Source organism: Paenibacillus sp. FSL P2-0121 (assembly GCF_037975345.1).
In the GTDB taxonomy this organism is placed as follows: Bacteria; Bacillota; Bacilli; order Paenibacillales; family Paenibacillaceae; genus Paenibacillus_AQ; species Paenibacillus_AQ odorifer.
Genome location: NZ_CP150245.1, coordinates 48,374 through 74,792 on the forward strand (window position 1 = coordinate 48,374; position 26,419 = coordinate 74,792).

General features: G+C 46.5%; 24 protein-coding genes. 23 read left to right on the top strand and 1 reads right to left on the bottom strand.

Annotated elements, in window-relative coordinates; all coding sequences use genetic code 11:
* Positions 1–17 precede the first annotated feature (17 nt).
* The 4 genes from purR to MKY54_RS00240 all read left to right on the top strand — a co-directional run bounded on the left by purR (position 18) and on the right by MKY54_RS00240 (position 4,056).
* Positions 18–845, top strand: coding sequence for a pur operon repressor (purR, locus tag MKY54_RS00225; RefSeq protein ID WP_036678807.1), 828 nt, complete (start codon positions 18–20; stop codon positions 843–845).
* 209 nt (positions 846–1,054) lie between these two features.
* Complete coding sequence (gene spoVG / locus MKY54_RS00230; RefSeq protein ID WP_020425826.1) at positions 1,055–1,342, top strand: septation regulator SpoVG; 288 nt, start codon at positions 1,055–1,057, stop codon at positions 1,340–1,342.
* A 272-nt stretch (positions 1,343–1,614) separates the two neighbouring features.
* A complete protein-coding gene (glmU, locus tag MKY54_RS00235) occupies positions 1,615–3,015 on the top strand; it encodes a bifunctional UDP-N-acetylglucosamine diphosphorylase/glucosamine-1-phosphate N-acetyltransferase GlmU (RefSeq protein ID WP_076138495.1) in 1,401 nt (466 codons plus the stop codon).
* Positions 3,016–3,102: 87 nt separating this feature from the next.
* The gene (locus MKY54_RS00240) at positions 3,103–4,056 is read left to right on the top strand and encodes a ribose-phosphate diphosphokinase (RefSeq protein WP_036678796.1); all 954 of its coding nucleotides are present in this window, start codon (positions 3,103–3,105) and stop codon (positions 4,054–4,056) included.
* An 88-nt stretch (positions 4,057–4,144) separates the two neighbouring features.
* On the opposite strand, the gene MKY54_RS00245 is transcribed toward MKY54_RS00240, so the two are convergent.
* Complete coding sequence (locus MKY54_RS00245) at positions 4,145–4,345, bottom strand: hypothetical protein (protein ID WP_036678792.1); 201 nt, start codon at positions 4,343–4,345, stop codon at positions 4,145–4,147.
* A gap of 125 nt (positions 4,346–4,470) precedes the next feature.
* Between MKY54_RS00245 and pth the strand changes: the two genes are divergently transcribed.
* The 19 genes from pth to ftsH all read left to right on the top strand — a co-directional run bounded on the left by pth (position 4,471) and on the right by ftsH (position 26,310).
* Positions 4,471–5,031 (top strand): aminoacyl-tRNA hydrolase, encoded by a 561-nt coding sequence (gene pth, locus MKY54_RS00250; protein ID WP_076130069.1) that lies wholly within the window; start codon positions 4,471–4,473, stop codon positions 5,029–5,031.
* Positions 5,032–5,115: 84 nt separating this feature from the next.
* Positions 5,116–5,346 carry an anti-sigma-F factor Fin family protein gene (locus MKY54_RS00255; RefSeq protein WP_036678789.1) on the top strand — a complete coding sequence of 77 codons (231 nt, stop codon included), beginning with the start codon at positions 5,116–5,118 and terminating at the stop codon, positions 5,344–5,346.
* A gap of 131 nt (positions 5,347–5,477) precedes the next feature.
* The gene (mfd, locus tag MKY54_RS00260; protein WP_038568019.1) at positions 5,478–9,002 is read left to right on the top strand and encodes a transcription-repair coupling factor; all 3,525 of its coding nucleotides are present in this window, start codon (positions 5,478–5,480) and stop codon (positions 9,000–9,002) included.
* Positions 8,989–10,041, top strand: a complete 1,053-nt coding sequence (locus tag MKY54_RS00265) for a peptidylprolyl isomerase (RefSeq protein ID WP_076282728.1) — start codon at positions 8,989–8,991, stop codon at positions 10,039–10,041. The genes mfd and MKY54_RS00265 overlap by 14 nt, the downstream gene beginning before the upstream one ends.
* Positions 10,042–10,296: 255 nt before the next feature.
* Entirely contained in the window at positions 10,297–10,839 is a 543-nt protein-coding gene (gene spoVT / locus MKY54_RS00270) for a stage V sporulation protein T (protein WP_036678783.1), read from the top strand.
* Positions 10,840–10,987: 148 nt separating this feature from the next.
* On the top strand, positions 10,988–12,670 hold the full coding sequence (locus MKY54_RS00275) for a polysaccharide biosynthesis protein (RefSeq protein ID WP_076282729.1): 1,683 nt from the start codon (positions 10,988–10,990) through the stop codon (positions 12,668–12,670).
* Positions 12,671–12,697: 27 nt separating this feature from the next.
* Positions 12,698–14,197 (top strand): nucleoside triphosphate pyrophosphohydrolase, encoded by a 1,500-nt coding sequence (mazG, locus tag MKY54_RS00280; RefSeq protein ID WP_076282730.1) that lies wholly within the window; start codon positions 12,698–12,700, stop codon positions 14,195–14,197.
* Positions 14,198–14,486: 289 nt separating this feature from the next.
* Positions 14,487–14,759: an HU family DNA-binding protein gene (locus MKY54_RS00285; protein WP_036678778.1), complete on the top strand. Its 273-nt coding sequence runs from the start codon at positions 14,487–14,489 to the stop codon at positions 14,757–14,759.
* Positions 14,759–15,037, top strand: coding sequence for an RNA-binding S4 domain-containing protein (locus tag MKY54_RS00290; RefSeq protein WP_076130073.1), 279 nt, complete (start codon positions 14,759–14,761; stop codon positions 15,035–15,037). The genes MKY54_RS00285 and MKY54_RS00290 overlap by 1 nt, the downstream gene beginning before the upstream one ends.
* A 159-nt stretch (positions 15,038–15,196) precedes the next feature.
* Entirely contained in the window at positions 15,197–15,481 is a 285-nt protein-coding gene (yabP, locus tag MKY54_RS00295) for a sporulation protein YabP (RefSeq protein ID WP_036678773.1), read from the top strand.
* Positions 15,478–16,041, top strand: a complete 564-nt coding sequence (gene yabQ, locus MKY54_RS00300; RefSeq protein ID WP_076186815.1) for a spore cortex biosynthesis protein YabQ — start codon at positions 15,478–15,480, stop codon at positions 16,039–16,041. Before yabP ends, yabQ begins: the two co-directional genes overlap by 4 nt.
* A gap of 24 nt (positions 16,042–16,065) precedes the next feature.
* Positions 16,066–16,401, top strand: a complete 336-nt coding sequence (locus MKY54_RS00305) for a septum formation initiator family protein (protein ID WP_076130075.1) — start codon at positions 16,066–16,068, stop codon at positions 16,399–16,401.
* A 124-nt stretch (positions 16,402–16,525) separates the two neighbouring features.
* Positions 16,526–17,026: a S1 domain-containing RNA-binding protein gene (locus MKY54_RS00310; RefSeq protein ID WP_036678766.1), complete on the top strand. Its 501-nt coding sequence runs from the start codon at positions 16,526–16,528 to the stop codon at positions 17,024–17,026.
* Between the two features lie 343 nt (positions 17,027–17,369).
* On the top strand, positions 17,370–19,877 hold the full coding sequence (gene spoIIE / locus MKY54_RS00315; protein ID WP_076130076.1) for a stage II sporulation protein E: 2,508 nt from the start codon (positions 17,370–17,372) through the stop codon (positions 19,875–19,877).
* Positions 19,878–20,406: 529 nt separating this feature from the next.
* Positions 20,407–21,153: a VWA domain-containing protein gene (locus tag MKY54_RS00320; protein WP_038568031.1), complete on the top strand. Its 747-nt coding sequence runs from the start codon at positions 20,407–20,409 to the stop codon at positions 21,151–21,153.
* The gene (locus tag MKY54_RS00325) at positions 21,137–22,081 is read left to right on the top strand and encodes a serine/threonine protein kinase (protein WP_094902328.1); all 945 of its coding nucleotides are present in this window, start codon (positions 21,137–21,139) and stop codon (positions 22,079–22,081) included. The genes MKY54_RS00320 and MKY54_RS00325 overlap by 17 nt, the downstream gene beginning before the upstream one ends.
* 36 nt (positions 22,082–22,117) lie before the next feature.
* Positions 22,118–23,560: a tRNA lysidine(34) synthetase TilS gene (gene tilS / locus MKY54_RS00330; protein ID WP_076303348.1), complete on the top strand. Its 1,443-nt coding sequence runs from the start codon at positions 22,118–22,120 to the stop codon at positions 23,558–23,560.
* A gap of 46 nt (positions 23,561–23,606) precedes the next feature.
* Positions 23,607–24,146 carry a hypoxanthine phosphoribosyltransferase gene (gene hpt / locus MKY54_RS00335; protein ID WP_036678757.1) on the top strand — a complete coding sequence of 180 codons (540 nt, stop codon included), beginning with the start codon at positions 23,607–23,609 and terminating at the stop codon, positions 24,144–24,146.
* Between the two features lie 109 nt (positions 24,147–24,255).
* Complete coding sequence (gene ftsH, locus MKY54_RS00340; protein ID WP_038568034.1) at positions 24,256–26,310, top strand: ATP-dependent zinc metalloprotease FtsH; 2,055 nt, start codon at positions 24,256–24,258, stop codon at positions 26,308–26,310.
* The last annotated feature ends 109 nt before the right edge of the window (positions 26,311–26,419 follow it).

The following is a 26,419-nucleotide window of genomic DNA, read 5'->3' on the forward strand; positions in this document are numbered from 1 at the left end:
TTGGCGAGGAGCATTCCGTGAAGAAATTAAAAAGAAGCCAACGTTTGGTAGACATGACTCAGTTTTTACTTGAGCGGCCGCATGAACTACTGCCGCTGTCTATATTTGCCGATCGCTATGGAGCGGCTAAGTCCTCCATTAGTGAAGATTTGGCAATCATAAAAGAAGTATTTGAAGGTGAAGGCATCGGAGAGCTGCAGACTTTAGCTGGTGCAGCGGGTGGAGTACGTTATATCCCGGTTATGCCTAAAGATATGGCGCTTACCTTTGTGCAGCGCTTATGTGTGCAGCTAGAGCAGACTGACCGGATATTGCCTGGCGGTTATTTGTATATGTCGGATCTACTTGGGTTGCCGTCTTTGATGGAACAGGCGGGTAAGATCATCGCAACGGCCTTTTACGGATCGGAAATCGATGTGGTGATGACCGTTGAAACGAAAGGCATTCCACTAGCCTATGCAACAGCAGCACAGCTAGGCTTGCCGGTAGTGCTTGTACGACGTGACCATCAGGTTACAGAGGGATCAGCAGTAAGTATTAACTACGTATCAGGATCTCATAAAAGCATACACACAATGTCTCTCTCCAGACGTGCACTCAAGGAGAAATCGCGAGTACTTATCGTAGATGACTTCATGAAGGCGGGAGGGACTGTACGTGGTATGGTCGATCTGCTCGGTGAATTTAATGCCGAGGTTGCTGGGGTAGGCGTTTTAGTGGAATCAGGCGCTGTAGAGACGGAAGAGCGTCTGTTGCACGATTACGTGTCCTTGGTAAAACTAAGTGAAGTAGACTCGAAAGAGCGGAGAATTTCGGCGCATCCGGGCAACTACTTTTCCTCTTGATTAGCCATTCTCTTACATTTTCAAAAAGCGTGGAAATTGTCGAAAACGTAAGGAATATTAAGAAAACTACTCGATGTATGTCGAAAACAACATATCCCAAAAAATATATTTCTTTTTTAGGTATTTTATGGAATCAAAAAGAAGGAATTCGCTTTGCTGTGTGGAATTATACACCAAGTCTCTGATGGAAAAAGGTGGTGAACACACACATGCAAATTACGGATGTCAGACTCCGCCGCGTTAACTCTGAGGGGAGAATGAAAGCAATCGCATCCATTACCATCGATAACGAGTTTGTTGTTCATGACATTCGCGTCATCGATGGCAATAATGGGATGTTTGTTGCAATGCCCAGCAAGCGTACACCGGACGGCGAATTCCGCGATATCGCGCACCCGATCTCTTCGGGAACACGCGAGAAGATTCAATCCGCGGTTCTGGCCGAGTACGATCGCGCCGCTACGGAAGAAGAAGAAGTTATTGAAGAGGGAGCTTAGGCTTCCTCGGAAGACTGCTACCTTTTGGGTGGCGTAGGATCCGCCGTTTTTGATAAGATCACACCGACATACACTTCATGAATTAGCAGCCTGATCTTGCAAGAAAAGCTATTGCTGGTGAAGGATTTGACGACATCTTCGAAAGGCAGCGATAAATGCTTTTCTAACTTGGGGTTTATAGAAAAGAGAACCATGACTTCATGGTTCTCTTTTCTTTTTGCCCGGAATGAGATATATTCAGTAGTGAGTTCAAGAGTAGGAGGTTGGCATTCTTGAAAAGAATGGCTGTAGTACTTGCCGCAGGTCAAGGCAAGCGAATGAAATCTAAATTATATAAGGTGCTGCACCCCGTTTGCGGTAAGCCGATGGTAGGGCACGTGCTTGATACAGTAAAAGCGACCGGATGCCAGCGCACCGTTGTTGTTGTTGGGCATGGCGCAGAGAAAGTTAAGGCCTATGTAGGTGAAGGAGCGGAATACGTTCTGCAGGAAACTCAGCTCGGCACTGGCCATGCTGTCAAACAAGCAAAGGATTTACTTGCTGGCGAAGAAGGAACAACTATAGTTATTTGTGGAGACACACCACTCGTAACCACGGAGACCCTGGAAGGACTCATGGCGCTTCATGAACAGCGTAATGCGGCTGCAACCGTATTGACAGCTGTTATGGAAAAACCTACTGGCTACGGAAGAATTATTCGTGGTGAAGATGGCGGCGTTCTGAAGATTGTAGAGCAGAAGGATTGCACTACTGAAGAAGATGCCGTTCAAGAAATCAATACAGGCACTTATTGTTTTGATAATGCTAAATTATTTGCTGCACTCGAGAAGGTAACGAACAGTAATAACCAGCAGGAGTATTATTTGACTGATGTGATTGGGATTCTTCGTTCACAAGGGGATACCGTACTAGGATATCAGACCCATGACGCAGCTGAGTCTATCGGCGTTAATGATCGTTTAGCTTTGTCCGAAGCGGAAGCCTTTATGCGTCAACGTATTAATCGTAAACACATGCTGGGCGGTGTGACCATCATTGATCCAGCCTCCACTTATATCGGAGCAGATGTAGTTATCGGATCAGATACTACGCTTTATCCAGGAACCATCCTGAAAGGGAAGACTGTAATCGGGGACAATTGTGTGATCGGACCGGCTAGTGAAATCGAAGACTGTCAGATTATGGATGATGCAACGATTAAGCAGTCCGTATTGAATCAAGCTCAAGTCGGCGCACGGACAACCGTTGGGCCTTTTGCCTATTTGCGTCCAGGCTCTGTGCTTGGAGAAGAGGTTAAGGTTGGAGATTTCGTCGAAATCAAGAATGCTACTATTGGTGACGGTTCAAAAGTGTCACATCTTAGTTATGTCGGCGACGCATCTGTAGGTAAGAATGTAAACGTCGGGTGCGGTGCGATTACCGTTAACTACGACGGGTATAATAAATTCAAGACAACAATCGCAGACGATGCCTTTATTGGCAGTAATGTTAACCTTATTGCTCCAGTTACTGTGGGCAAAGGGGCTTTTGTTGTAGCAGGTTCGACAATTACACGTTCCGTTTCCGAGAACGATCTGGCTGTAGCTAGAGTAAGACAAGAGAACAAACCGGGATATGCAGAGAAGATCCGTTCCCGTGCAAAAGCGAAGAAAGACCACTCGAGTCCATCGTAAAGCGTTGCTAAGAAGCGCCGGACGGACTTATATTTCCGCGCCGGCGCCTTTGGAAAGCTAAATTCCGTCACGGAGGGTTTATATTTTATGACTTATTGTGATTCCAAGTTAAAGATTTTCACCTGTAACTCCAATCCTAAGCTAGCTAGTCAAATTGCTGATTACATCGGGATTCCGATGGGTGAATCACACACCACAAGTTTCAGCGATGGAGAAATTCAGGTCAAGCTGTCAGAAAGCGTTCGGGGATGCCATGTTTATATTGTTCAATCCACTTGTGGCCCTGTAAATGATAACCTGATGGAGCTTTTGGTTATGGTAGATGCGCTTAAACGTGCCTCCGCAAAAAGCATCAACGTGGTTATCCCTTACTACGGATATGCCCGTCAAGATCGTAAAGCCCGTTCCCGTGACCCCATTACCGCTAAGCTGGTAGCGAATCTAATTGAAAAGGCTGGCGCTCACCGTGTAATCACGATGGATCTTCATGCCATGCAGATTCAAGGATTCTTCGATATTCCAGTGGATCACTTGCTTGGTGTACCGATTCTGGCTCAGTATTTCCGTTCCAAGCAAATCGAGAACCCAGTTGTCGTATCGCCGGACCATGGCGGTGTAGTACGTGCAAGAAAGCTTGCTGATTTCCTGAACGCTCCACTGGCTATTATAGACAAGCGTCGTCCAGAACCTAACGTCAGCGAAGTTATGAACATCATCGGTAATATCGAAGGCAAAACAGCCATCCTGATCGATGATATCATCGATACCGCTGGAACGATCGTACTTGGTGCTAATGCTTTGATGGAAGGCGGCGTGAAGGAAGTATACGCATGCTGTACACACCCAGTATTGTCTGGTCCTGCACACGAGCGTCTGGAGAATTCTCCAATCAAAGAAATTATCGTGACGGATACCATTCCAATTCGCAGCGCGAATCCAACCTCTAAGCTCAAGGTGTTGTCCGTGGCTCCACTTATGGGTGAGGCAATTATCCGCGTTCATGAAGAGTTGTCGATTAGTAAATTGTTCGAGATTGAATAAATATAACGAATGAATAGTACAAAAGGGTTACACCTCCGTTCTCGGAGATGTAACCCTTATCGGCGTGCTACAGGTAGAACTACTGGATTTAATATCCGGGACGGGAGACAAAGGTGAATAAACTGCGGTTATAGAGTGTCCCTTGTAGCTCCACGAAAGCTTCGTCTACCGCTGTTAATACACCGATATCAATATGCACGTCGCCCTTGTATATTTCCACGGGCACTGCATATTGGATGTGGTACTGAAAATGGCGTTGATGTGTCAATAATTCGCCTTTGTGCGGCATGGGTTATCACCTGTCTTCGGAGTATAATTTCGCTCTGGTTGCACAGAGATATGTAGATTAGATCTATTGTACCAAAAACGGACTCCTCTTGCCGGAGAGCCCGAACGGAAAGGAAAGGTTCGATAATGAAATGGATTGTCGGATTGGGAAATCCCGGAACACAGTACGCGAAAACAAGGCATAATGTTGGCTTTATGGCTTTGGATGAGCTTGCTGCCCAGAACGGAATTGCCTTCAACCAGAGCAAATGTAAATCCGTCATCGGTGAAGGGGTCATTGGTGGCGTCAAAACCGTATTGATTAAGCCCATGACCTTTATGAACTTATCCGGTGAGGCCGTTCGCGCTTATATGGATTATTACAAAGTTCAACTTGAAGATATGATCGTCGTTTATGATGATTTGGATACAGAAATCGGAAAAGTCCGCTTGCGTTATCAAGGAAGCGCTGGTGGACATAATGGAATTAAATCCATCATACAGCATGTAGGGACACAGAATTTCAATCGGGTACGAATGGGTATTTCTCGTCCTGAGCCAGGTTTTGCTATTGTCGATTATGTTCTTTCTACTTTTCCTAAGAAGGAAAGCGATCCGCTTAAGCAAATGATCCTTAACACTTGTGATGCACTGGAATACAGCTTACAGCATTCATTCGAGCAGACAATGGCTAAGTTCAATGGTTAATCTGTAAACCCTGTTGTTTTTAAGGCTAAAGATGAAGCTGCCCGGACATACTGAAGGTATATAGTACCTTCAGGAGGCATATAGATGGCAATAAACTATGTTTGTAGGCACTGTAAGACATCTCTAGGCAGTATTAATAGAAGTGATGTTACAGAAATGCAGTTGGGCCTTCATTCCTTGACCCCTGCGGAGCGCAGAGATATAATAGCGTATAATTCAGAAGGTGAAATCACGGTAAAGGTTACTTGCGACTATTGCAAGGAGGCTTTAGAGAACAATCCGGAGCTTAGCCTGCTGACAAGTCCGCTTCAGTAAGGTGGAAGCGCCTGTCTCTATCGTCATCCGCAAGCCTTGGCGTTACAGCTGAGGCTTCTTTTCGATTCCAATCATAATAGGTGACGGTGGCTATGCCACCGTTAGCCTGTTTAGTAAGAGAGGTGCGCCTGTTGTTACAAGGTCTTATAGAAGCTTTTTCCAAGGATCCCGATTTCCAGTCTATCACCCATGGTGTTGCTGCAGGTATGAAAGAGCAGCTCATATCGGGGCTTACAGGTTCTGCTAGACAGATTATGCTTGCAGCATTACATGAAGAGACAACTCGTCCCTTACTTGTAGTGACTCATAATATGTTTTCGGCCCAGAAGATGGCCGATGATTTGCAGGAAGCGCTTTCTCCTGACCGGGTTCTGCTCTATCCCGCCAATGAACTAGTGGCTGCAGAAGCGGCTGTATCAAGCCCAGAGACACTGGCTCAGCGTATAGATGTGCTGACCAAATGCGCTCAGGGCTTCCGTGGTATTGTTGTAGTTCCTTACTCAGGAGTGCGTAGATTGCTGCCAGCCCCAGAGGTTATGGCAGAGGCACAAGTCACCGTTTCCCAAGATGGAACGCTTGCTCTGGATGAATTTTTGATGTCCATGATTGAAATGGGCTATGAAAGAGTAGAGCGGGTTGAAAATCGTGGTGAACTGAGCGTACGGGGTGGAATAATTGATTTTTATCCAATGACATCTCCTTTGGCTTATCGGGTTGAGTTATTTGACGATGAGGTTGATTCCATAAGAACTTTTGATCCAGTGGATCAGCGTTCTATTGATAAGGTACGTAGTGTGAAGATTACACCGGCTAAAGAGATTATAGCTAGTAGATTGCGCCAGGAATCTGCTTCTGCTGAAGCCTCAGCTATGATGGAGCGACAGTTGGAGAAGATGGCGGATCGCCAGGCGAAGCTCAGGCTGCGGGAAGAAATTGGCCGTGAGCTGGAAATGCTGCGGGAAGGTACTTATTTCCCGGAGATCTATAAATATATCAGTCTTTTATATCCTGAACGCTCTCATTTATTTGATTACATGGCCCAGGATACCATTCTTATTCTAGATGAGCCGACAAGACTGCTCGAAACGGCGAGACAGCTTGAACGGGATGAATCGGAATGGAACCTGCATTTGCTGCAAAACGGCAAATCATTGCCGGATCTAGATCTCTCTGTCGATACGGATGTTGTTATGTATCAGCGCCCGTTCCAAAGCCTGTTTATGTCAATCTTTTTACGTCAGGTTCCGCATATTCAGCCTCAGAACATTCTTGGATTTATCAGTCGTGGAATGCAGGATTTCCATGGCCAGATGAATGTGCTGAAATCGGAAATGGAGCGTTGGCAGAAGTCCGGTGTTAAGGTAATGATGCTTGCGAGCAGTGAGGAACGGATTGAACGAGTGCGCAGAGTTCTTTATGATTACGGCATTAACGAGCCGATGATTGTACAAGGAAATCTGGGTTCTGGTTTTGAGCTGCCCTCTATTCATCTAGCTGTTATAACTGAGGGAGAAATGTTCTCTCAGAAGCAGCGGAAGGCACGGAAGATCTCCAAAGGAATAGATAATGCAGAACGGATCAAGAGTTACACAGAGCTGAAAATCGGTGATTATGTCGTCCATCAGAACCATGGTATCGGAAAATATATGGGAATCGGCACGCTTGAGGTCAGCGGTATTCACCGTGATTACATGCATATTTTATATGCTGGCGGCGATAAGCTCTCAGTTCCGATTGAGCAGATTGACCTGATTCAGAAATATGTCGGTTCCGAAGATAAAGAGCCGAAAGTATATAAACTAGGCGGCAATGAATGGACACGAGTGACCAATAAGGTTCGTTCCTCCGTTCAGAATATTGCTGATGATTTGATAAAGCTATATGCTGAGCGCCAAAGTGCCGCAGGATATGGTTTTGAAAAGGATACACAGGAACAGCATGAATTTGAAGAAATGTTCCCTTACGAGGAGACCCGAGATCAGCTTCGGGCTATCGAAGAGATTAAGAAGGATATGGAACAAAACCGGCCAATGGACCGATTGCTTTGCGGTGATGTTGGGTATGGTAAGACTGAAGTGGCTATTCGGGCGGCTTTTAAATCAGCGATTGAAGGTAAACAGGTGGCGGTGCTAGTCCCGACAACGATTTTGGCTCAGCAGCATTATGAGACCTTCCGGGAACGTTTCGCTAATTACCCGCTCAATATTCAGGTCTTAAGTCGTTTCCGCAGCCGTAAAGAGCAGAACGAGACGATTAAAGGCGTTAGGGCAGGAACTGTCGACGTAGTTATCGGTACACATCGTCTGTTATCTCAGGACCTTGTATTCAAGGATCTGGGGTTATTAATTGTGGATGAAGAACAGCGTTTCGGCGTGACTCATAAAGAAAAGCTGAAAAAACTGAAAACGAATGTAGACGTTCTTACGCTGACTGCAACTCCAATTCCTCGTACGCTACATATGTCGATGCTCGGAGTGCGGGATTTGTCTGTCATTGAGACCCCGCCAGAGAACAGATTCCCTGTACAGACGTATGTAGTGGAGCATAGCCAGACCCTTACGCGGGAAGCTGTAGAGCGGGAATTAGCTCGTGGTGGTCAAGTCTATTATCTCTATAATCGTGTGCAGGGCATTCAAGAAATGGCTGCTCAAATCTCTATGCTTGTTCCTGAGGCTAGAGTTGGCATCGGACATGGTCAAATGTCGGAATCTGAGCTGGAGAAGACCATTCTCGATTTCCTTGACGGAGAATACGATGTGCTCGTCAGCACAAGTATTATTGAGACGGGCGTAGATATTCCGAACGTTAATACACTTATTGTGCATGATGCGGATAAAATGGGCTTGTCTCAGCTCTATCAGCTGCGTGGACGTGTAGGCCGGTCCAATCGGATCGCTTACGCTTATTTCACGTATCAACGGGACAAGGTGCTGACAGAGGTTGCAGAGAAACGTCTGCAGTCTATTAAGGAATTTACGGAGCTGGGCTCTGGTTTCAAAATAGCGATGCGAGATCTGTCTATTCGCGGTGCAGGTAACTTGCTGGGTGCAGAGCAGCATGGCTTTATCGCATCCGTGGGGTTTGATCTGTACTCACAAATGCTGGCGGAGGAAATTCGTAAGCGTAAGGTTACTGTGCTTGGGGAGGAAGATACATCCCTGAAAGAGGGCAATACAGTCATTGATTTGTCGATTGACGCGTATCTGCCGTCAGAGTATATTTACGACAGTATCCAAAAAATTGAAATTTATAAAAAAGTGGCGGCAGTAACCTCCTTCGATGATGCTTCCGAGCTTGAAGATGAGCTCTTGGATCGGTTCGGTGAGTTACCTGAAGCCGTGGTGAATCTACTATCGGTCGCTCGTTTGAAAGTGTATGGAAAAATGTATGGCATTGATTCCATGATTAGACGCGGAGATGATGTTACCTTGAATTTCTATGAGGGAAGTCTCGGCGCTTTAGACACAGCGAAACTCGCCAAAGTTGGAAATAGCTTCGAAAGACGTGTACAATTTGATAGGGATGCGAAAGCCAGTATCCGGGTCAAATCGAAAGATTTAAGTGATAAACAGCTGCTTGACTTGCTTGAACAGTTTCTTAAGGAAGCTAAACAGTCTTTTAAATCGAAGGGAGAACTACACAATGTCGTTAAATAAAACAAAATCATGGAAAGTGCTGCTCGTTTCATTGGCAGCGGCAGTTTCCTTTTCTATGCTAGCAGCATGTGGAAATAGTGCGGATGATAATCAAGCTGTGGCCACTTATAAAGGTGGAACGATTACACAAAAGGAATTTGCAATGGATCAGAAAATCATGAAATTTCTCTCTCCACAACAAGCGCAATATTTAGAGATCGATGCGTTTAAGGAGTCCATTCTGAAGCAAGAAGTGGGCTTTGAATATTTGGCTTCCCAAGCAACGGATGAAGCGAAAAAGCAAGCGGAGAAAGAAGCCGATACTCAAATCGCAAGCATTAAGGAACAGTTGGGCGATACCTATAAGAAGACATTGAAAGATGCTGATGTTACAGAGAAAGATATTCGTACTTATATGGAGCGTGTGCTGACAGTTTATCAGGATATGCTGCTTAAAGTGACTGATGATGAAGTTGTCAAAGAATTCGAAGCGACTAAAGGCGACTTTACGGTTGCCACACTGCGTCATGTGCTAATTGGTCTGACAGATGCAGACAACAAAGAGCGTACCAGCGAAGAAGCGCTTAAAATAGCGAAAGAAGTTAAGGCGAAGCTGGATGGCGGTGCTGATTTCGCAGCCATCGCTAAGGAATATTCTGACGATACTGGCTCTAAAGAGGCAGGCGGAGAATATAAAGATAAAGCTGTAGGCACTTATGTGGAGGAGTTTAAGAAGGCTGCTCAGACCTTGCCTCTAAATACCATCAGTGATCCTGTAGAAACTTCTTACGGTTACCACATCATCAAGGTGGAGTCCCGTACAGACAAGACTTTTGACCAGTTAACGGATGAGCAAAAAGAAGGCATTAAGAGCTCAATTGTATCCAAGAACCTAGAAACGTTCATGGAAAAGGATCTGGAAGCCATTATTGAGAACATCAATCTGCCAAAAAGCTCTGCTGCCGCAGATGAAACCGGAACAAATAGTGGAACAGAAGCCACTACAGCTCCAAGCGCATCCCCAAGTGCTTCTCCAAGTGCTACAGATGCCGCTGAATAAACATCGGTAAATATGGACAAGCTTACCTTAGAAAAGCCATCTTCACTTAAAGTGAAGATGGCTTTTTATTTCGCAGAAACGGTTGTAGAACTACCTTTATCTTGATGCAGATATTAATACATGTCAGCTTATGTATAAGGATCTGGGAAGAGATGAATACTATGGTCAGATATTACGATAAATCACTGGGATTATCCTTTCCCATAATGGACAGTAGTAAGACCATACTTCTTAAGAAAGCGGGGCACATGTGAAATGAAAGCTACTGGAATTGTTCGCCGTATTGATGACCTCGGACGCGTGGTTATTCCCAAAGAAATTAGACGTACTCTTCGTATTAGAGAAGGAGACCCACTGGAAATATTCGTCGATCGGGACGGTGAAGTCATTCTCAAGAAATATTCTCCGATTGGTGAGTTGGGTGACTTTGCAAAAGAGTACGCGGAGTCATTGTTCGAAGGTACTGGACACATTACGATGATTGCTGATCGTGACACCTTCATTGCCCTTGCAGGCGGCTCCAAAAAAGATTATTTGGAGAAACAGGTAGGAGTGCTGCTGGAGAAAGTCATGGACAGCCGTAAGACTGTGTTAGAAACCAATGAAGGCAGTTATGAAATTGCTAAAGATCATCCGGATTTGGTGTCCTCATATGTAGCCTCACCGATCATTTCCGGTGGAGATCCTATTGGTTGTGTAGTGATGGTGAGCAAGGATGATTCGGCGAAGATGGCGCAAATGGAAATAAAAATGGCCGAAACGGCTGCCGCTTTCCTGGGCAAACAAATGGAGCAGTAATCTTAATTTAGACCCCGCTTTCCTTTTGGTAAGATATACAAAGGGCAAACGGGGTTTTGTCGTTTACACAAAACCGTTTCTACTTGTGGGCATACATACGTTATAATATAGAAATTCATCCCATCAAAGTTGTAGAAGCAGGTATTATATGAAATCTAATACACAAACATCACGATTGCTGCAAGGCGCATTTATCCTTAGTGCCGCGGCCATTATCTCAAAGCTTATTGGCACACTTCAAAAAATTCCGCTGCAAAATCTAGGCGGAGATGCTGTATTTGGTATATACAACACAGTGTATCCCTTGTATACAATGCTGTTAACGGTAGCTATGCTAGGTCTGCCTGCGGCGATCTCCAAATTTGTCGCCGAAGCTTCGGCTGGGAGACGCGATGAAGAAGGCCGCCGGATTCTACTATTATCCGCGCTAATTACAGGCATCAGCGGCTTGATTATCGGCGCCATCACCTATGCAGGTGCACCCATCATTGCCGAATGGGTAGGTAACTCACATGTAATGCCTGCCTTGCGGACAAGCGCCTGGGGTCTGGCTGTTGTCCCTGTCATGTCGGCCATACGCGGGTACTTTCAGGGGCTGCATAATATGGTTCCTACAGCCGTGTCACAGATTGTAGAGCAGTCTGTACGGGTTACAGTGATGATTATTCTTCTGTTATATCTCACTTCGCAGGGAGCAGGAGCCGAGAGCATCGCTGCTGGCGCGCTGCTTGGTTCTGCCGGAGGGGGAGCCGCAGGGCTTGTAATTATGCTGCTGTACTTGAGACGTCACCGCCGGAGGGTAAAACAGGAAACTGCTGCTGAAGTAGCTGCTGCTGTCGAAAGTCAGCGTGTAAGAGCGCTGGATGCAGGACATGGGCTAGGTTCCAAACAAGGGTTTATGGGCATTAAAGCAGGTACACTGCTGGCTTATGGAATTCCCGTAATGCTAGGTGCACTGGCTATGCCTCTTATCGGTCTTGTAGATGTATTCACTGTGCCTCGACTGCTGTCGTCTGACGGAAGTGAAGTAGCTGCGATGGCCCAGTTTGGTGTGTACAATCGGGGTTTGCCACTTGTGCAGATTATAACGATGATTGCCACCTCACTGTCTGTTGTGTTCATTCCAGCTTTGGCGGAAGCGAAGTACAAGGGAGATATGAAGCTGATTGAGACCCGCTGCAGCTTGTCGCTGCGTTGGTTCTGGCTGTTAGGTCTAGCGGCCTCAGCCGGCCTTGCAGTGCTTGCTGAGCCGATTAATATGGCTCTTTACGGCGATACCGCTGGCAGCAGCACAATGACTTGGCTGGCTTTTACCGCTGTTGGCGGTACAGTCAGCATCATCTCTGCTGCGCTCCTCCAGGGCCTCGGCTACGTGCGCGCCCCGGCCCTGCACCTTTTGGCCGCCGCGCTGCTCAAGGCGGCCCTGAACCTGCTGCTGGTTCCGCAGCAGGGCATTACCGGCGCGGCCATCGCTGGCGTGGCCGCGCATTCGTTCGCAGCAGCGCTTAACGTGCTGCTGCTGTACCGCCAGGGCCATCTGCGGCTTCGCCTCGCAGATGCCCTGGCACGGCCCGCGCTGCTCACAGCGGGCCTGGCTCTTGCCGCCGCAGCTGCCAGCTGGGGCACTGGCGCCGCGGCTACGGCCGCTGGCATCGGCGGCGGACGCACCGCCAGCTTGGCGCAGAGCCTGCTCGGGGTACTCGCAGGCTGCGTTGTCTTTGCCGTAGGCGCGGTGGTGCTGCGGCTGCTCAGCGAAAGCGAGCTTCGCCAGCTTCCGGGCATCGGCCCGTCTCTGGCGGACAAGTTCAAAAAGCTGCGTTTATTTCCATAATTAACCCGCTTAAAAGGAGGAACAGATATGAGTGCAACATTAACAGTTGTTGGTCTCGGGTCAGGTAATCCCGATCGGCTGACACTAGGAATTATAAAAAAACTGAAGGCAGCATCCGTTGTCTACGTTCGTACCCAAGAGCATCCAGTTATGGCTGCTCTCAACGAGCTTGAAATCGCCACGCAATCCTTTGATGGACTGTATGAAACATTAGCTTCGTTTCCTGAGGTCTATGCTGCAATTACTTCAAAATTGATTGAAGAGGCTCGCTCCGCCGCAGAGGGTACAGATATTGTCTATGCGGTTCCGGGGCATCCCATGGTTGCAGAGTCAGCTGTTTCACAGCTGCGTCAGCGTTGCCCGGAAGAAGGAATAGAACTGCAAATATTAGGCGGGGAGAGTTTTCTGGACGAGGCGTTTGTGCGACTGGGGTTCGACCCTATTGAAGGCTTCCAGTTATTAGATGCTTCAGGCATTCGCAGCGCTCAGCTTCAACCTGAATTGCATACTCTGATTGGCCAGGTTTATGACAGCTTTACAGCTTCGGAGACAAAGTTATGTCTGATGGAGCTGTATCCGCCCGAATATGAAGTGGTGGTGGGTCATGCCCTTGGCGTGGAGAACGAAGAAAACATTGTGACTGTTCCTCTATACGAATTGGATCGGCTTGAGGGTTATGGTAATTTGTCTCTGGTCTATGTACCTGCGAATCGTGAGGAGAAGCTAAGAAATCGTACTTTCGCTCGCTTGCATGAGATTGTCGATATTTTGCGTAGTCCGGACGGTTGTCCGTGGGATCGGGAGCAGACTCATGAATCTTTGCGTAAAAATCTAATCGAAGAAACCTACGAAGTGCTGGAGACGATTGATGAGGATGACCCAGACCATATGAAAGAGGAGCTGGGCGACCTTTTGCTGCAGATCATGCTGCACTCCCAAATGGAAGAGGAGCTGGGCACGTTTAACGTATTTGACGTCATAGAAGGACTGAATGATAAGCTTATCTTCCGCCATCCCCATGTATTTGGTGACAAGAATGCGAATGACGCTGAAGAAGCTCTGATCAATTGGGAGGGCATGAAGGCAGAGGAGAAGCGGCGTAAAGGCGTGAAGCCAGAGGAATTATCCGCCCTCAGTGGGGTTCCGCGTGATTTGCCCGCTCTTATGAAGGCGTACAAGCTTCAGAAAAAAGCATCCAAGGTGGGCTTTGATTGGGACAACGCTACGGATTGCTTAGCTAAGGTTCGTGAAGAAATAGAAGAGCTGCAAGAAGCCATCGATACTGATGCAGCCGCCGAGGATCAAATTCTGGAGCTGGGCGACCTGTTATTTGCTGTTACCAATGTTGCCCGATTTATTGGCGCAGATCCGGAAGAAGCTTTAACCCGGACCAACCGCAAATTTGTGCGTCGGTTTCAGTATATCGAGCAAAGTCTGCGAGCCAAGGGTATGAGTGTAGAAGATAGTAGCTTGGAAGAGATGGAAGAGTTGTGGCAGGAGGCAAAGACTGAGGAACGAAAAGTATAGTAATTTTCTCAGACTATGTACGGTATACGGACCTTAAGATGAGGCAATGCTGTGAAAGTAGCATTCATCTCTGATTTAGATTATGGCGAGTAGTTTAATAGTGCTATAGAATAGATTCTGCGACGATTTCTGAGAAATAACTGTTTCTTTTTTTAAAAAACGACGATTCGTGGCAGGATTTTAAGATGACATCAAGAATATCATAAAGACGAAATGACGACTTGCCCCATAATATGGCGGTGAATCTCGTTTCATTTATTTTTTCGTATCCTAGGAGGAACTTTAAATTATGAACAAGACAGATTTGGTAAACAACATTTCCGAGAAAAACGGATTGGCAAAAAAAGATGTAGAAGCAGTATTGAACGGATTCTTGGGTGAGATCACAGAAGCTTTGGCAAAAGGCGATAAAGTTCAACTGATCGGTTTCGGTACATTCGAAACTCGTAAACGTGCAGGACGTACTGGTCGCAACCCGCAAACGGGCACAACGATTGAAATTCCAGAATCAACTGTACCGGCATTTAAAGCTGGTAACAAGCTTAAAGAAGCCGTTAACTAATGCGTCTTGACAAATTCCTGAAAGTGTCCCGATTAATCAAGCGCCGTACAGTGGCCAAGGATGTGTCCGAACAAGGCCGGGTGCTGATTAACGGGCGGGAATCTAAGCCAAGTAGTGCAGTTAAGATCGGTGACGAGATTACTGTGCAATTTGGACAAAAGCTTGTAACGGTCAAAGTCGAAAAGCTAGTCGAAACGACACGCAAGGACGAAGCCGCTGGTATGTATACTCTACTTCGGGAAGAGCCTGTTGCCAAAAGCACCGGCTTGGACTGGTAGGAGTAACATAGTTAATAGTAAAAAAGAAGGCACAACTTTACATATTGTAGAGTTGTGCCTTCTTTTTTCTTTTTTTATCTCTCTTATTTTAGTGGATTGGAATGTTCTATAACTTCTTCTACTGCCATAGATTAGAGGTAAGAAGGAGGGGTACATGCTATGATCGAGCCAGGAAAGGTAAATAAACAGCATGATCTGCACATGCGCAGTCGTAAACAGCTAGAGTTGACGGGCGTGCAAAATGTGGAGAGCTTTGATAGCGAGGAATTTTTGCTTCGTACAGAACTCGGCCATCTCACCATTCGCGGGAATCATTTACATATCAAAAATTTAAGTCTGGAGAATGGACTGTTGTCCTTGGAGGGCAATGTACATTCCCTGATTTATCTAGATCCCGGATCGCAGGGCAAAAATAAAGGTCTACTCGGTAAGCTATTTAAATGAATCCTGCAGTTCAGTGGCTGACGCTGTTCTACATGATATTGGCCGGGGTGACAATGGGACTGGCCTATGACAGCTACCGGGTGCTGTCGCTCAAGTTCAATTTTCCCAAATGGCTGAATGCCATGCTTGACCTGCTGTATTGGCTTTGTGCTGCTTTGTTTGTTTTTAGAATGCTCTATGCCGGAAATCAGGGGCAATTGCGATTTTATGTCTTTTTAGGTTTATTTCTAGGAATATGGATCTATTTTTTGATCTTCAGTGTTACGGTGCGGCGTTTTGTGTTAATGTTAATTCAATCGGTTCAGTATATGTGCAGATTGCTATGGAGACTTGTGGAGATTCTAATAGGTAAACCTCTTCGCTGGCTTTGGCGCCTTATTATAGGGTTGCTAGTGCTGCTAGGTCGTATTCTATTATTCATCCTTAAGCTTCTGCTGCGTCTAACGAAGCCAATTTGGGTATTACCAGTAAGGTGGATTTCTCCATGGTTATCTCGGCTTAAGCATAGCGCCTGGATCGTGAAGATTACTGGATGGATTACCAAATGGCGGAAACGCTGACCTTTGAATTAGGGGGTACGCTGCATGAACAGATTCACTGCGGAAGAGAAAAGTAATCCCAGCAAAAATTCGGCCGCAGGCGCGAAGAGAAGAAGAGTCATGTGGATTCTCTTTGTGGCAGTATTTTTTGGCTGGGCGGGTTATACTTACTTCAATCAAAGTGCGGCAATTACGGACAAGGGCGAGCAACTCGCCAAGAAACAAAAGACTAGTGAGAGTGTCACAGCATCTTTGAATCAACTGAAATATGAAGTGTCCAGACTTAATGATGATGAGTATATTGGCCAATTAGCGCGTAAATGGTACAATATCTATCCTCAAGGGGAAACTCCTATTCGAACAGAGCAATCAGAGCAATAATACTGGCTAAAAGAGGCTTTTACTCTGTTGCCTTGCTTTGCTCTTTACTGTATAATCAAATCACCGCAGACAGGATGACCTTAATATTCGTCTGTATATTTTTAAGGGAGGATCATTTTATTCTATGGCAATTGAAGTGGGCACCAAGTTAGAAGGCAAAGTGACAGGCATCACGCATTTCGGAGCATTTGTGGATCTGTCAGGAGGTGTCACAGGTCTCGTTCACATCTCGGAAATCGCCGATAATTACGTCAAGGATGTTAACGATCATCTGAAGATTAGTGATGTAGTAACCGTCAAGGTGATCAACGTCGATAAGGACGGCAAGATCGGACTTTCCATTAAGCAGGCTGTTGACAAGCCAGCATCGGAAGTACGTCCGCCTAGAGCTCCAAGACCAGAACGTCCTAGCGGCGGAGACCGTTTCGGCGGCGGTGGCGGCAGTGGTGGAGGCGGCGGTGGATTCAATCGTGAACGGGGTGGGCGTCCATTTAAGCCTGCAGCCGGTAAACCTTCATTCGAGGATAAAATGTCGCGATTCCTGAAAGACAGCGAAGAACGGATATCTTCGATTAAGAAGAACACAGAAGGAAAGCGCGGAGGCCGTGGAGCCAAACGCGTATAATCCAATACCTGTACATCATAAATAACCGCAAGGGCATTTCGCCCTTGCGGTTTTTTTGTCGTGTCATATAAACTTGCCGACAGCATCCATGTCATTCTCACATAACTCTAGGGCAATCGCTGGCGAATGACCGCCAGGCTTGCGCCTAAAACTGCACTGGAAACAAGCTTAAGGAGAAGCAACCTACTGCGCCGCAAGGGATCGATCTATTTTTTTAGGAATAATGAACAAAGGCTTTTTTGTCGGAAATTTCTTATGACTGTCCCTCCATTTCTGACAAACTTTCTCAAATGACCCGCTATATAATGAGAACCATAAATTCTTAAACGGGTGGTGTAGGGAAATGAGTAAAAGCAATGTGGTGAATTTGCCAGAGTGGACAAGAGTGGGAAGCGAAGATAAGAAGCAGAGACAAGCCTTAGGCACGCGTATTATAGCTTGGGGTCAGAAGCAGCGATATATTCAGCTTATTACAGCGAAGAAGTGGATGCTTCTGTTAAGCTTTATGGGGTTTCTGCTAGGTAGAGCTATGATTCTGGACGAGCTGTCCCCTTTTGCTGTCGCATATTTTGCCGTCATTGTGTTTATGCGTCGAGACTCTATGTTACCTGTAGCAGGTGCTATTATAGCTGGAAGTCTCTTCACTCCGTTTCCGGGTGCCTTGGTTACTACGGCTGAACTAATTATATTTTTTCTTGTTTATAGAGGGCTTGAAAGTTTCGAACGAATAGATTTGTCTTATGCACCCCTTATGGTATTCGTATCCTCGTTTATGGTTGGCCTGTTCAAGATTGTTCTCGGACCGTCTCTTTCCTGGTACCCCTTTATGATGACAACTCTGGATGCTTTACTTGGGTTTGTTCTTACCCTTGTGTTCATTCAGGCACTTCCTCTACTAACTTACAAACAAAAGAGCAGATCGCTGAGGAACGAGGAGGTTTTATGCCTTATTATTCTGTTAGCCTCCGTAATGACAGGCCTTGTGGGCTGGACCCTTAATGGTTGGTCATTAGAGCATATATTGTCTCGTTATTTAATTCTGCTCTTTGCCATGGCGGGGGGCGCTCCCCTCGGTGCAGCTGTTGGGGTGGTGACGGGGTTGATCCTCAGCCTGGCCGATATCAGTGCTATCTATCAGATGAGTCTGCTTGCTTTTTCCGGAATGCTAGCGGGAATGATGCAGGGTGGGCGAAAGGGTGCGGTATCTATTGGCATGTTGCTAGGATCAACGATCCTTTCCGTCTATTTTACGGGTCCGGGTGATATGATGGCCTCAACATGGGAGACCTGCGCAGCAATAGTGCTGTTTCTAATAACGCCTAAGGCGATGATATCGGCGATTGCAAAATATGTACCGGGCACGTCAGATCATAGCCGATCTCAACATGAATATGCCCGCAGGGTCAGGGATCTGACTGCAGAACGGGTCACTCAATTCTCACAGGTATTCCAACAGCTCTCCAGTAGCTTTGGTCAGATTCCACGTGCCGGAGAAGTGGGCAAATCGGATCGTGAAATGGAAGATTTTATGAATACGGTCACAGAAGGCGCCTGTGCTGGATGCATTCGCCGTACCCACTGCTGGGATGCAAAATTCTATCAGACATATAGATACATGACAGATATGATGACAACTGTTGAGGAATGCCCTGATATTACGGCTGCTCAGCTGCCACCGGAATGGAGCCGTATTTGTGGCAAAACCGGAGAAGTGCTTGAGGTCATGAAGGGACAATATGATCTCTACCAACATGATATGCGGTGGAAAAGACAAATATACGATAGTCGCCAATTTGTTGCCGAGCAGTTGTCAGGCGTGTCACAGGTTATGGAAGACTTGGCCAAGGAAATTAAGCGTGAAGGACAGGCCATGTATCGGCAGGAAGCGCAAATCCGCGAGGCTCTTGAGAAATTAGGACTGTCTATTCATGGCATTGAAATTTTAAGTCTGGACCCAGGACGCGTAGAAATAGAAGTAGTGCACGCTTATAATCGCGGTTTTGATGAATGCCGTAAAATGATTGCCCCACTCCTCTCCGACATTCTGGATGAGAATATTGCTGTCATGAGTGAGACGGCGGTTCATCCCCGGGAAGGACTCTCGATGGTTACCTTTGGTTCAGCCAAAGCCTTTGAGGTAAACACGGGTGTGGCAGTTGTTTCAAAAGGTGGAGATATGCTGTCTGGCGATAGCTTCAGCACCGTAGAGCTTGGAAATGGCACTTTTGCAGTATCCATTAGTGATGGTATGGGGAATGGTGAGCGGGCAAGGATGGAGAGCAGTGCCGCACTCGGCATGTTAGAAAAGCTGCTGCAATCCGGAATGGATGAGAAGCTGGCTGTAAAGTCGGTCAACTCAATTCTTTTATTACGCTCCCCTGATGAATTCTATGCTACTGTGGACATGGCTTTAATCGATCAATATTCTGCGCAGACAACGTTTATGAAGATTGCTTCAGCACCAAGCTTCATCCGGAGGGGGAGTGAGGTCATTCCAATAACCTCTAGCAATCTGCCGATAGGAATCATTAAAGATATTGATGTGGATTTAATCAGTATGCAGCTTCGCCCCGGCGATATTTTAATTATGATGACCGATGGTATTTATGATGCGCCTGGATATGCCGTTAATAAGGAGATATGGATGAAACGGATGATCCAAGAGCTTGAGGGTGATGATCCTCAGGATTTAGCGGACAGCCTGTTGGAGAAAGTGATCCGTTATCAGGGCAATGAGATCCTTGATGACATGACTATTGTCGTCAGCCGTCTTGATCATTTCCATCCGGAATGGTCCAGCCTGCATATGCCGGGCATCGGCCGTATGGAGCGTCCGCGTACGGTAAGTTAGTTATTTTAGGTTTAGTAGGTTTTAATGTTGGGTACGCGCGAAGCGTCGTATTGCTTGTATAGTTTAAGGCACGTGCAAGATATCGTGCTGCTTGGGGGCACGCGCGAAGCGTCGTGTTGCTTGTGAGTTTGTAGCACGCGTAAGGCGTCGTGCTAATGGAGGCAGTCGAGGCGAGTCCGTGATGTGTAACTCGCCGGCCTCTACTATTCTCGTTTCAATGGTCGGTTGACTTGGGGCGGAATCTGTAGATCTAAACTGTTTACTAGTGAAGGTATGGAACGGAGAGAAAGTTTGGAGCTGTAGAAGCGGAGCGTTCGCCTTTGTCCTCGGATTCCAACCGCGTGAGGCGGTTCTAATCAAGGAATCTGAGGACAACAGCGATCGAAAGCCCAAACATTTCTCGCAGTTCCACTATTCACTACCCCCCCCTATTTGATCGAAATTCCCCCACTTAATATCGACCGTTTGAAATCTCTCATTTCTGGATATGCTAGAAACAGAGGTTCAAACAAAGGGGGAGTTGAGGGTTATGAAGCAAATTATGCTCATTACTGACGGTTGTTCGAATGTAGGAGAAAGTCCGGTGTTGGCAGCGGCGCATGCCCTGCAGGAGGGAATCACCGTAAATGTGGTCGGTGTAGTTGATTATGGTACGATCGGTGAAATCGGCAGCCGGGAGATTGCCGACATTGCCAAGGCCGGGGGAGGCCTTAGCCGAATAGTCGGAACACCACAACTGGCGCAGACGATTCAGATGATGACACGCAAGACCGTGGTTCAGACGATCCAGCAGGCGGTTAATAAAGAGGTAAAAAAGATACTAGGCGACGGCTCACTGGATCAGCTGCCTCCTGTTCAACGTTCACAGGTTGTTACAGTTGTAGATGAACTGACAGAAACAACGCCGCTGCGCATTGCACTTCTTATCGATGCTAGTGCCAGTATGAAGCCTAAACTGGGTGCTGTGGAAGATGCAATCCGCGATTTGGCACTCAGTTTAGAAGCACGGGAAGGCAAGAGTGAGATCGCTGTGTTTCATTTTCCCGGAAATAACAGCAGTGAAGATGCCAAGCTTGACCTGGATTGGACGCATGACATGTCAGGTATTCGTACGCTATTCTCTAAATTACACATGAGAGGCGCAACACCGACTGGCCCAGCTATTTTCAAGGTGCTTGAACATTATCGTTATGATACACTGGATGAACATCGTGGACGCCGACTAAGCGATGACCACGACGAAAGAGAAGGGATGATTGGTGGGTATGTCGTCTAATCCGTCCTATCCTACTGGTACCTTAATTAACGGCAAATGGCGGGGTAACCGTTATGTCGTTGAGCGGATGCTGGGAAGGGGCGCGAACGGAACCGTATATCTTGTGCAAAGAGAAGGCAGACGGGAAAGGTACGCGCTAAAAATCGGATACGATACACTTGAACTTCAATCGGAGATCAATGTACTGACCTCGCTGCAATCGCGACGAAAGCGGAATGAACATCGGGCTCGTCGTGAGAATCCATTGTCTTCTTATTTTTTGGAAGCGGATGATTTTGCGAATGGGGATAATATCCCCTTCTATGTGATGAGGTATGTTGAAGGCAAACCGCTGCATCATTTTTTATCGAAAAACGGTCCCGATTGGTTAGGCCTGGTAGGTCTTGGTCTGCTTGAAAAGCTGCGCACACTTCATGAATGTGGATTTGTGTTCGGTGATTTGAAGCCCGAGAACGTCATGGTATCTAAATACGGTGAAGTGGAACTGATCGACTTTGGGGGCACAAGCCCTATTGGTCGTAGCGTGAAGCAGTTTACCGAATGGCATGATCGTGGTTTCTGGAATGCGGGCAGTCGAATCAGCGATGAGGGTTACGATCTTTTCGCATTTGCTGTGCTGTGTCTTCGTTTGCTCAATGAAGAAGGGCTCAAAAAGGCAGCCTTACAGCTGCCGCAGACGAGAAGTGTGGACGAATTATTTAAGCTGGCTAGAAATTTACCCAATAAGAAACTATCCTCCTGGATTTGTATGGCGTTAAAAGGGGGGTTCTCAGGCTCTGCGGATGCTACTGAGGTCTGGCGAAACCATATTTATAACTCGCGCAGAAAGCGCCCGGATAGTATGGACACCCCCCGGTGGTTAAAAAATGCATTCGCATTGTCTTTGTTTTTGCTCGCCTTTACGATTTATTGGGTATTCCGTTTTTGAACTCATACATATAGTTGGAGAGAGAGGGGGGCGCATATGGAGCAAATGAATGGACTGGTGGAGTCTGTATTGGAGTCAGCAGCCGAGCATGAGCTGTGGGCGCCCCATGACACCATTGTAGTCGCAGTTTCCGGCGGCCCGGATTCTGTGGCTCTTTTGCATGTTTTACATGAAATATCTTTAAAATTTATACCGCTTACCTTAATATGTGCTCATGTGAATCATGGATTTAGGCCGGAGTCAAAGGAAGAGGCAGAGCTCGTACGTGGTATGGCTGAAGAACTGGGACTGCCCTTTGAGTTTGCGGAATTCGATATTCCCTCCTTGGCTAAAGAGAGTGGACTTGGTCCTGAGGGTACTGCACGTGAGAAGCGGTACGAATTTCTGATTGATACGGCTCACCGATATGGGGCGCGTTCTGTTGCTCTGGCTCATCATGCTGATGATCAGGCAGAAACTGTAATTATGCGTCTATTACGCGGAAGTGGCTTATCTGGACTGTCGGGTATCAAGTGGAAAAGAACAGAAAAAAAGGTGGAACTCATTCGCCCATTCCTACGTATTAACAAAACAGCACTTTTAGGGTTATGCCAAAATGAAGGTTTCACTTATGCTGAGGATGCCACCAATCTGCTGACGAAATATAAGCGGAATGCCATTCGTTTGGAAGTTCTTCCTTTTCTGGAAAAGTATAATGGCAGAGTGAGGCAATCCCTCGTACAGCTTGCGGAAATTGCGGGAGCTGAAGATGAGTATATGGAGACGTCTGCGGCAAAATGCTTTGAAGAGCTAGTTTCGGAAGGGGATGGGAAATACACCTTTAACAGAGCTTCATTTGCTGCCATACCCTCCGCTTTACAACGGCGTTTGATTAAACTAATATTAAATTATCTGTCGGCGGATTTATCTGCCCTTGATTTCCCCAAGATTGAAGCTGTACGTCGGGGAACGCTGCAGAGCTATCCCACCACCTGGAGCTTGGATTTGGGTGGAGGCCTGACTTGTGTGCGGCAATATGATAGTATCTTGTTCTCGTCCAAGCCCACGACGCCACAGGCAAGCTATACATATCGTCTGTTTTTACCGGACTCTGAGCTTAAATTGGAGGAAATAGGTAAGGTGATGTCGATGGCGGTACTGGAGAGAGAAAACTTTTTTGTACAGGGGGAGGATTATGGGAAGATGTCGGCTTGGTTTGACCGTGATGAACTGGTCTTTCCACTGACGATACGATCCCGATTGCCTGGAGATACCATAAGGATCATGGGATTAAACGGAAGCAAAAAGGTAAAAGATATTTATATTGATGATAAAATACCTGCTTCCGAACGGTCATTGATTCCCCTCGTTTGTGATGGTTTGGGCAATATTGTCTGGATTCCGGGCGTAAGACGCTCGATGCATGCCGCAGTAGGGCGGCACACGACCTCCGTACTTCTATTGTCTCTGGCAGAGCTGGATGACCACGAAGTCACGTAATGGTCGAAGTAAGTCTTTCATAGTATAACTTAGGAGGTTTCGCAAGTTGCAAAACGATATTCAAGAAGTATTGATCACCGAAGAGGAACTTCAGCAGAAAATTAAGGAACTCGGTCGAACACTGAGCGAAGAATACGCAGGTCGTACCCCTTTAGTAATTTGTGTACTAAAAGGTGCGTTTATATTTATGGCAGATTTGGTTAAAGCCATTACAGTACCTGTTGAGATGGATTTCATGGCAGTGTCCAGCTATGGAGCATCCACCAAGTCCTCTGGAGTAGTCAAAATTATTAAGGATTTGGATGTATCGGTAGAAGGCCGCGATATCTTGATCGTTGAAGATATTATTGACAGTGGTCTTACACTCAGCTATTTAATTGAGTTGCTCCGCAACCGGAATGCTGCTACTATCTCTGTGGTTACCTTGTTTGATAAACCATCAGGCCGCACTGTTAATCTTGAAGCCAGCTACACAGGCTTCGTGTTACCTGACGAATTTGTAGTAGGTTACGGATTGGATTATGCCGAGCGGTATCGGAACCTCCCATATGTTGGAGTACTGAAACCTGAGATTTATTCCAATTGAACTAAGGACTGCCTCGATCATACGGATCGGATACCCACAACTTCCTTTATTTGAGGTGTCCCAAGAGGCTATGGTACAATAACTTGAGTGTTGTGAGAGGAGGTAGGGGATGAATCGGTTCATCCGGAATTCTGGTTTTTATTTGATTTTATTTTTAGTCGTGGTGGGTATTGTCCAGTTTGTGAGCAATGGAAATGAAGCCGCCGATTTCCCTAGATACGACGAGTTACGGCAGGAGATCAAGAACAACAATGTGAAGGATTTGACGGTTCAGTTTGAGGGTAATGCCTTTCTGGTCACAGGCGAGTATAGAGAGCTGCCTGCCGATACTAAATCGAAAAGCTTCTCCACATATATTCCTCCTACAGATGCCGCTATCAATGAACTGATTCAAGCCAGTGATGTTAATGGGATTGAATTAACTCAGAAGAAAATGGAAGGTACCAGCATTTGGCTGACATTCCTTTCTTCAATTATCCCACTGGTAATTATGTTCATCTTGTTCTTCTTCCTGTTTAACCAGGCGCAAGGTGGCGGCGGTAAAGTCATGAATTTCGGCAAGAGCAAGGCTCGGTTATATAATGAGGAGAAGAAGAAAATCAGCTTTGAGGATGTTGCAGGGGCGGACGAAGAGAAGCAAGAGCTTGTCGAAGTCGTTGAGTTCCTAAAAGATCCACGCAAATTTGCAGCTGTCGGCGCACGTATTCCTAAGGGCGTATTGCTTGTAGGTCCTCCGGGAACAGGTAAAACATTGCTTGCCCGTGCGGTAGCAGGTGAAGCTGGCGTTCCTTTCTTTAGTATTTCCGGTTCTGACTTTGTGGAAATGTTCGTGGGTGTCGGTGCTTCTCGGGTACGTGATTTGTTCGAGAATGCTAAGAAGAATGCTCCATGTATTATCTTCATTGATGAAATTGATGCTGTGGGTCGTCAGCGTGGCGCCGGTCTTGGTGGCGGACATGACGAGCGTGAACAGACGCTTAACCAATTGCTGGTTGAGATGGATGGATTCGGTGGTAACGAAGGCATTATTATTGTAGCGGCGACTAACCGCGCTGATATACTTGATCCGGCATTGCTTCGTCCAGGACGTTTTGACCGTCAAATTACGGTTGACCGTCCTGATGTGAAAGGCCGTGAAGCTGTACTTAAGGTTCACGCTCGTAACAAACCGCTTACGAAAGATGTAAGACTGGATGTTGTTGCTAAACGCACAACCGGATTCACAGGTGCTGATCTGGAGAATCTGCTGAATGAGGCAGCTTTGCTAGCTGCACGTCGTAACCGTAAAGATATTTCCATGATTGAAGTGGATGAAGCTATTGACCGTGTTATCGTAGGTACTGAGAAACGCAGCCGTGTGATCAGTGACCGCGAGAAACGTATTGTAGCTTATCATGAAGCAGGCCATACTATTGCAGGTTACTTCCTTGAGCACGCCGATATGGTGCATAAAGTTACTATTATCCCACGCGGACGTGCAGGCGGATATGTTATTATGCTTCCGAAGGAAGATCGGATGATCGTTACCAAGCAGGAGCTTTTGGATAAGGTTACTGGATTACTTGGTGGACGTGTTGCTGAAGAATTGTTTATTGGTGAGATCGGTACGGGTGCATACAGTGACTTCCAACAGGCTACGCGCATCGTGCGTGCCATGATTATGGAGTACGGTATGAGCGATAAGCTTGGACCTATGCAGTTCGGATCTTCTCAAGGTCAAGTATTCTTGGGTCGTGATATTGGGCATGAACAGAATTACAGTGACTCCATTGCTTATGAGATTGATCAGGAAATGCAGAACTTTATTACTTCGAGTTACGAACGTTGTAAAGATCTGTTGATCAAACACTCCAAAGAAATGCACTTGATTGCCAATACATTACTTGAGAAAGAAACACTTGAGCTTGATCAGATCACACAACTGATTGAACAAGGATTCCTTTCCGAGGATGGTAAACCAGAGGGTGGCGAAGGTGTTGCCCATGAAGTTGGCGAGCCTGTCATCGACAATATCGGTGATGTGCGAGTTCGCATTCAAGGCAAGCCTGAGGATGAACAGTCCACACTTCCTGACCTGTCGAAGGATATCCCGAATAACCCTGATTCTGAGGGTAATGACGGTTCTGACGATGACAATAAAGGTGGGGGCACTAGCCTTACCTAATTGGGTCCACCATTCATATGATGTAAATTTATCCGGAGAACGTAACTGTTCTCCGGATTTTTTATTTTAATTTTTAAGGGATTCTATGCCTTAAAGCCTGTCCAGTTAC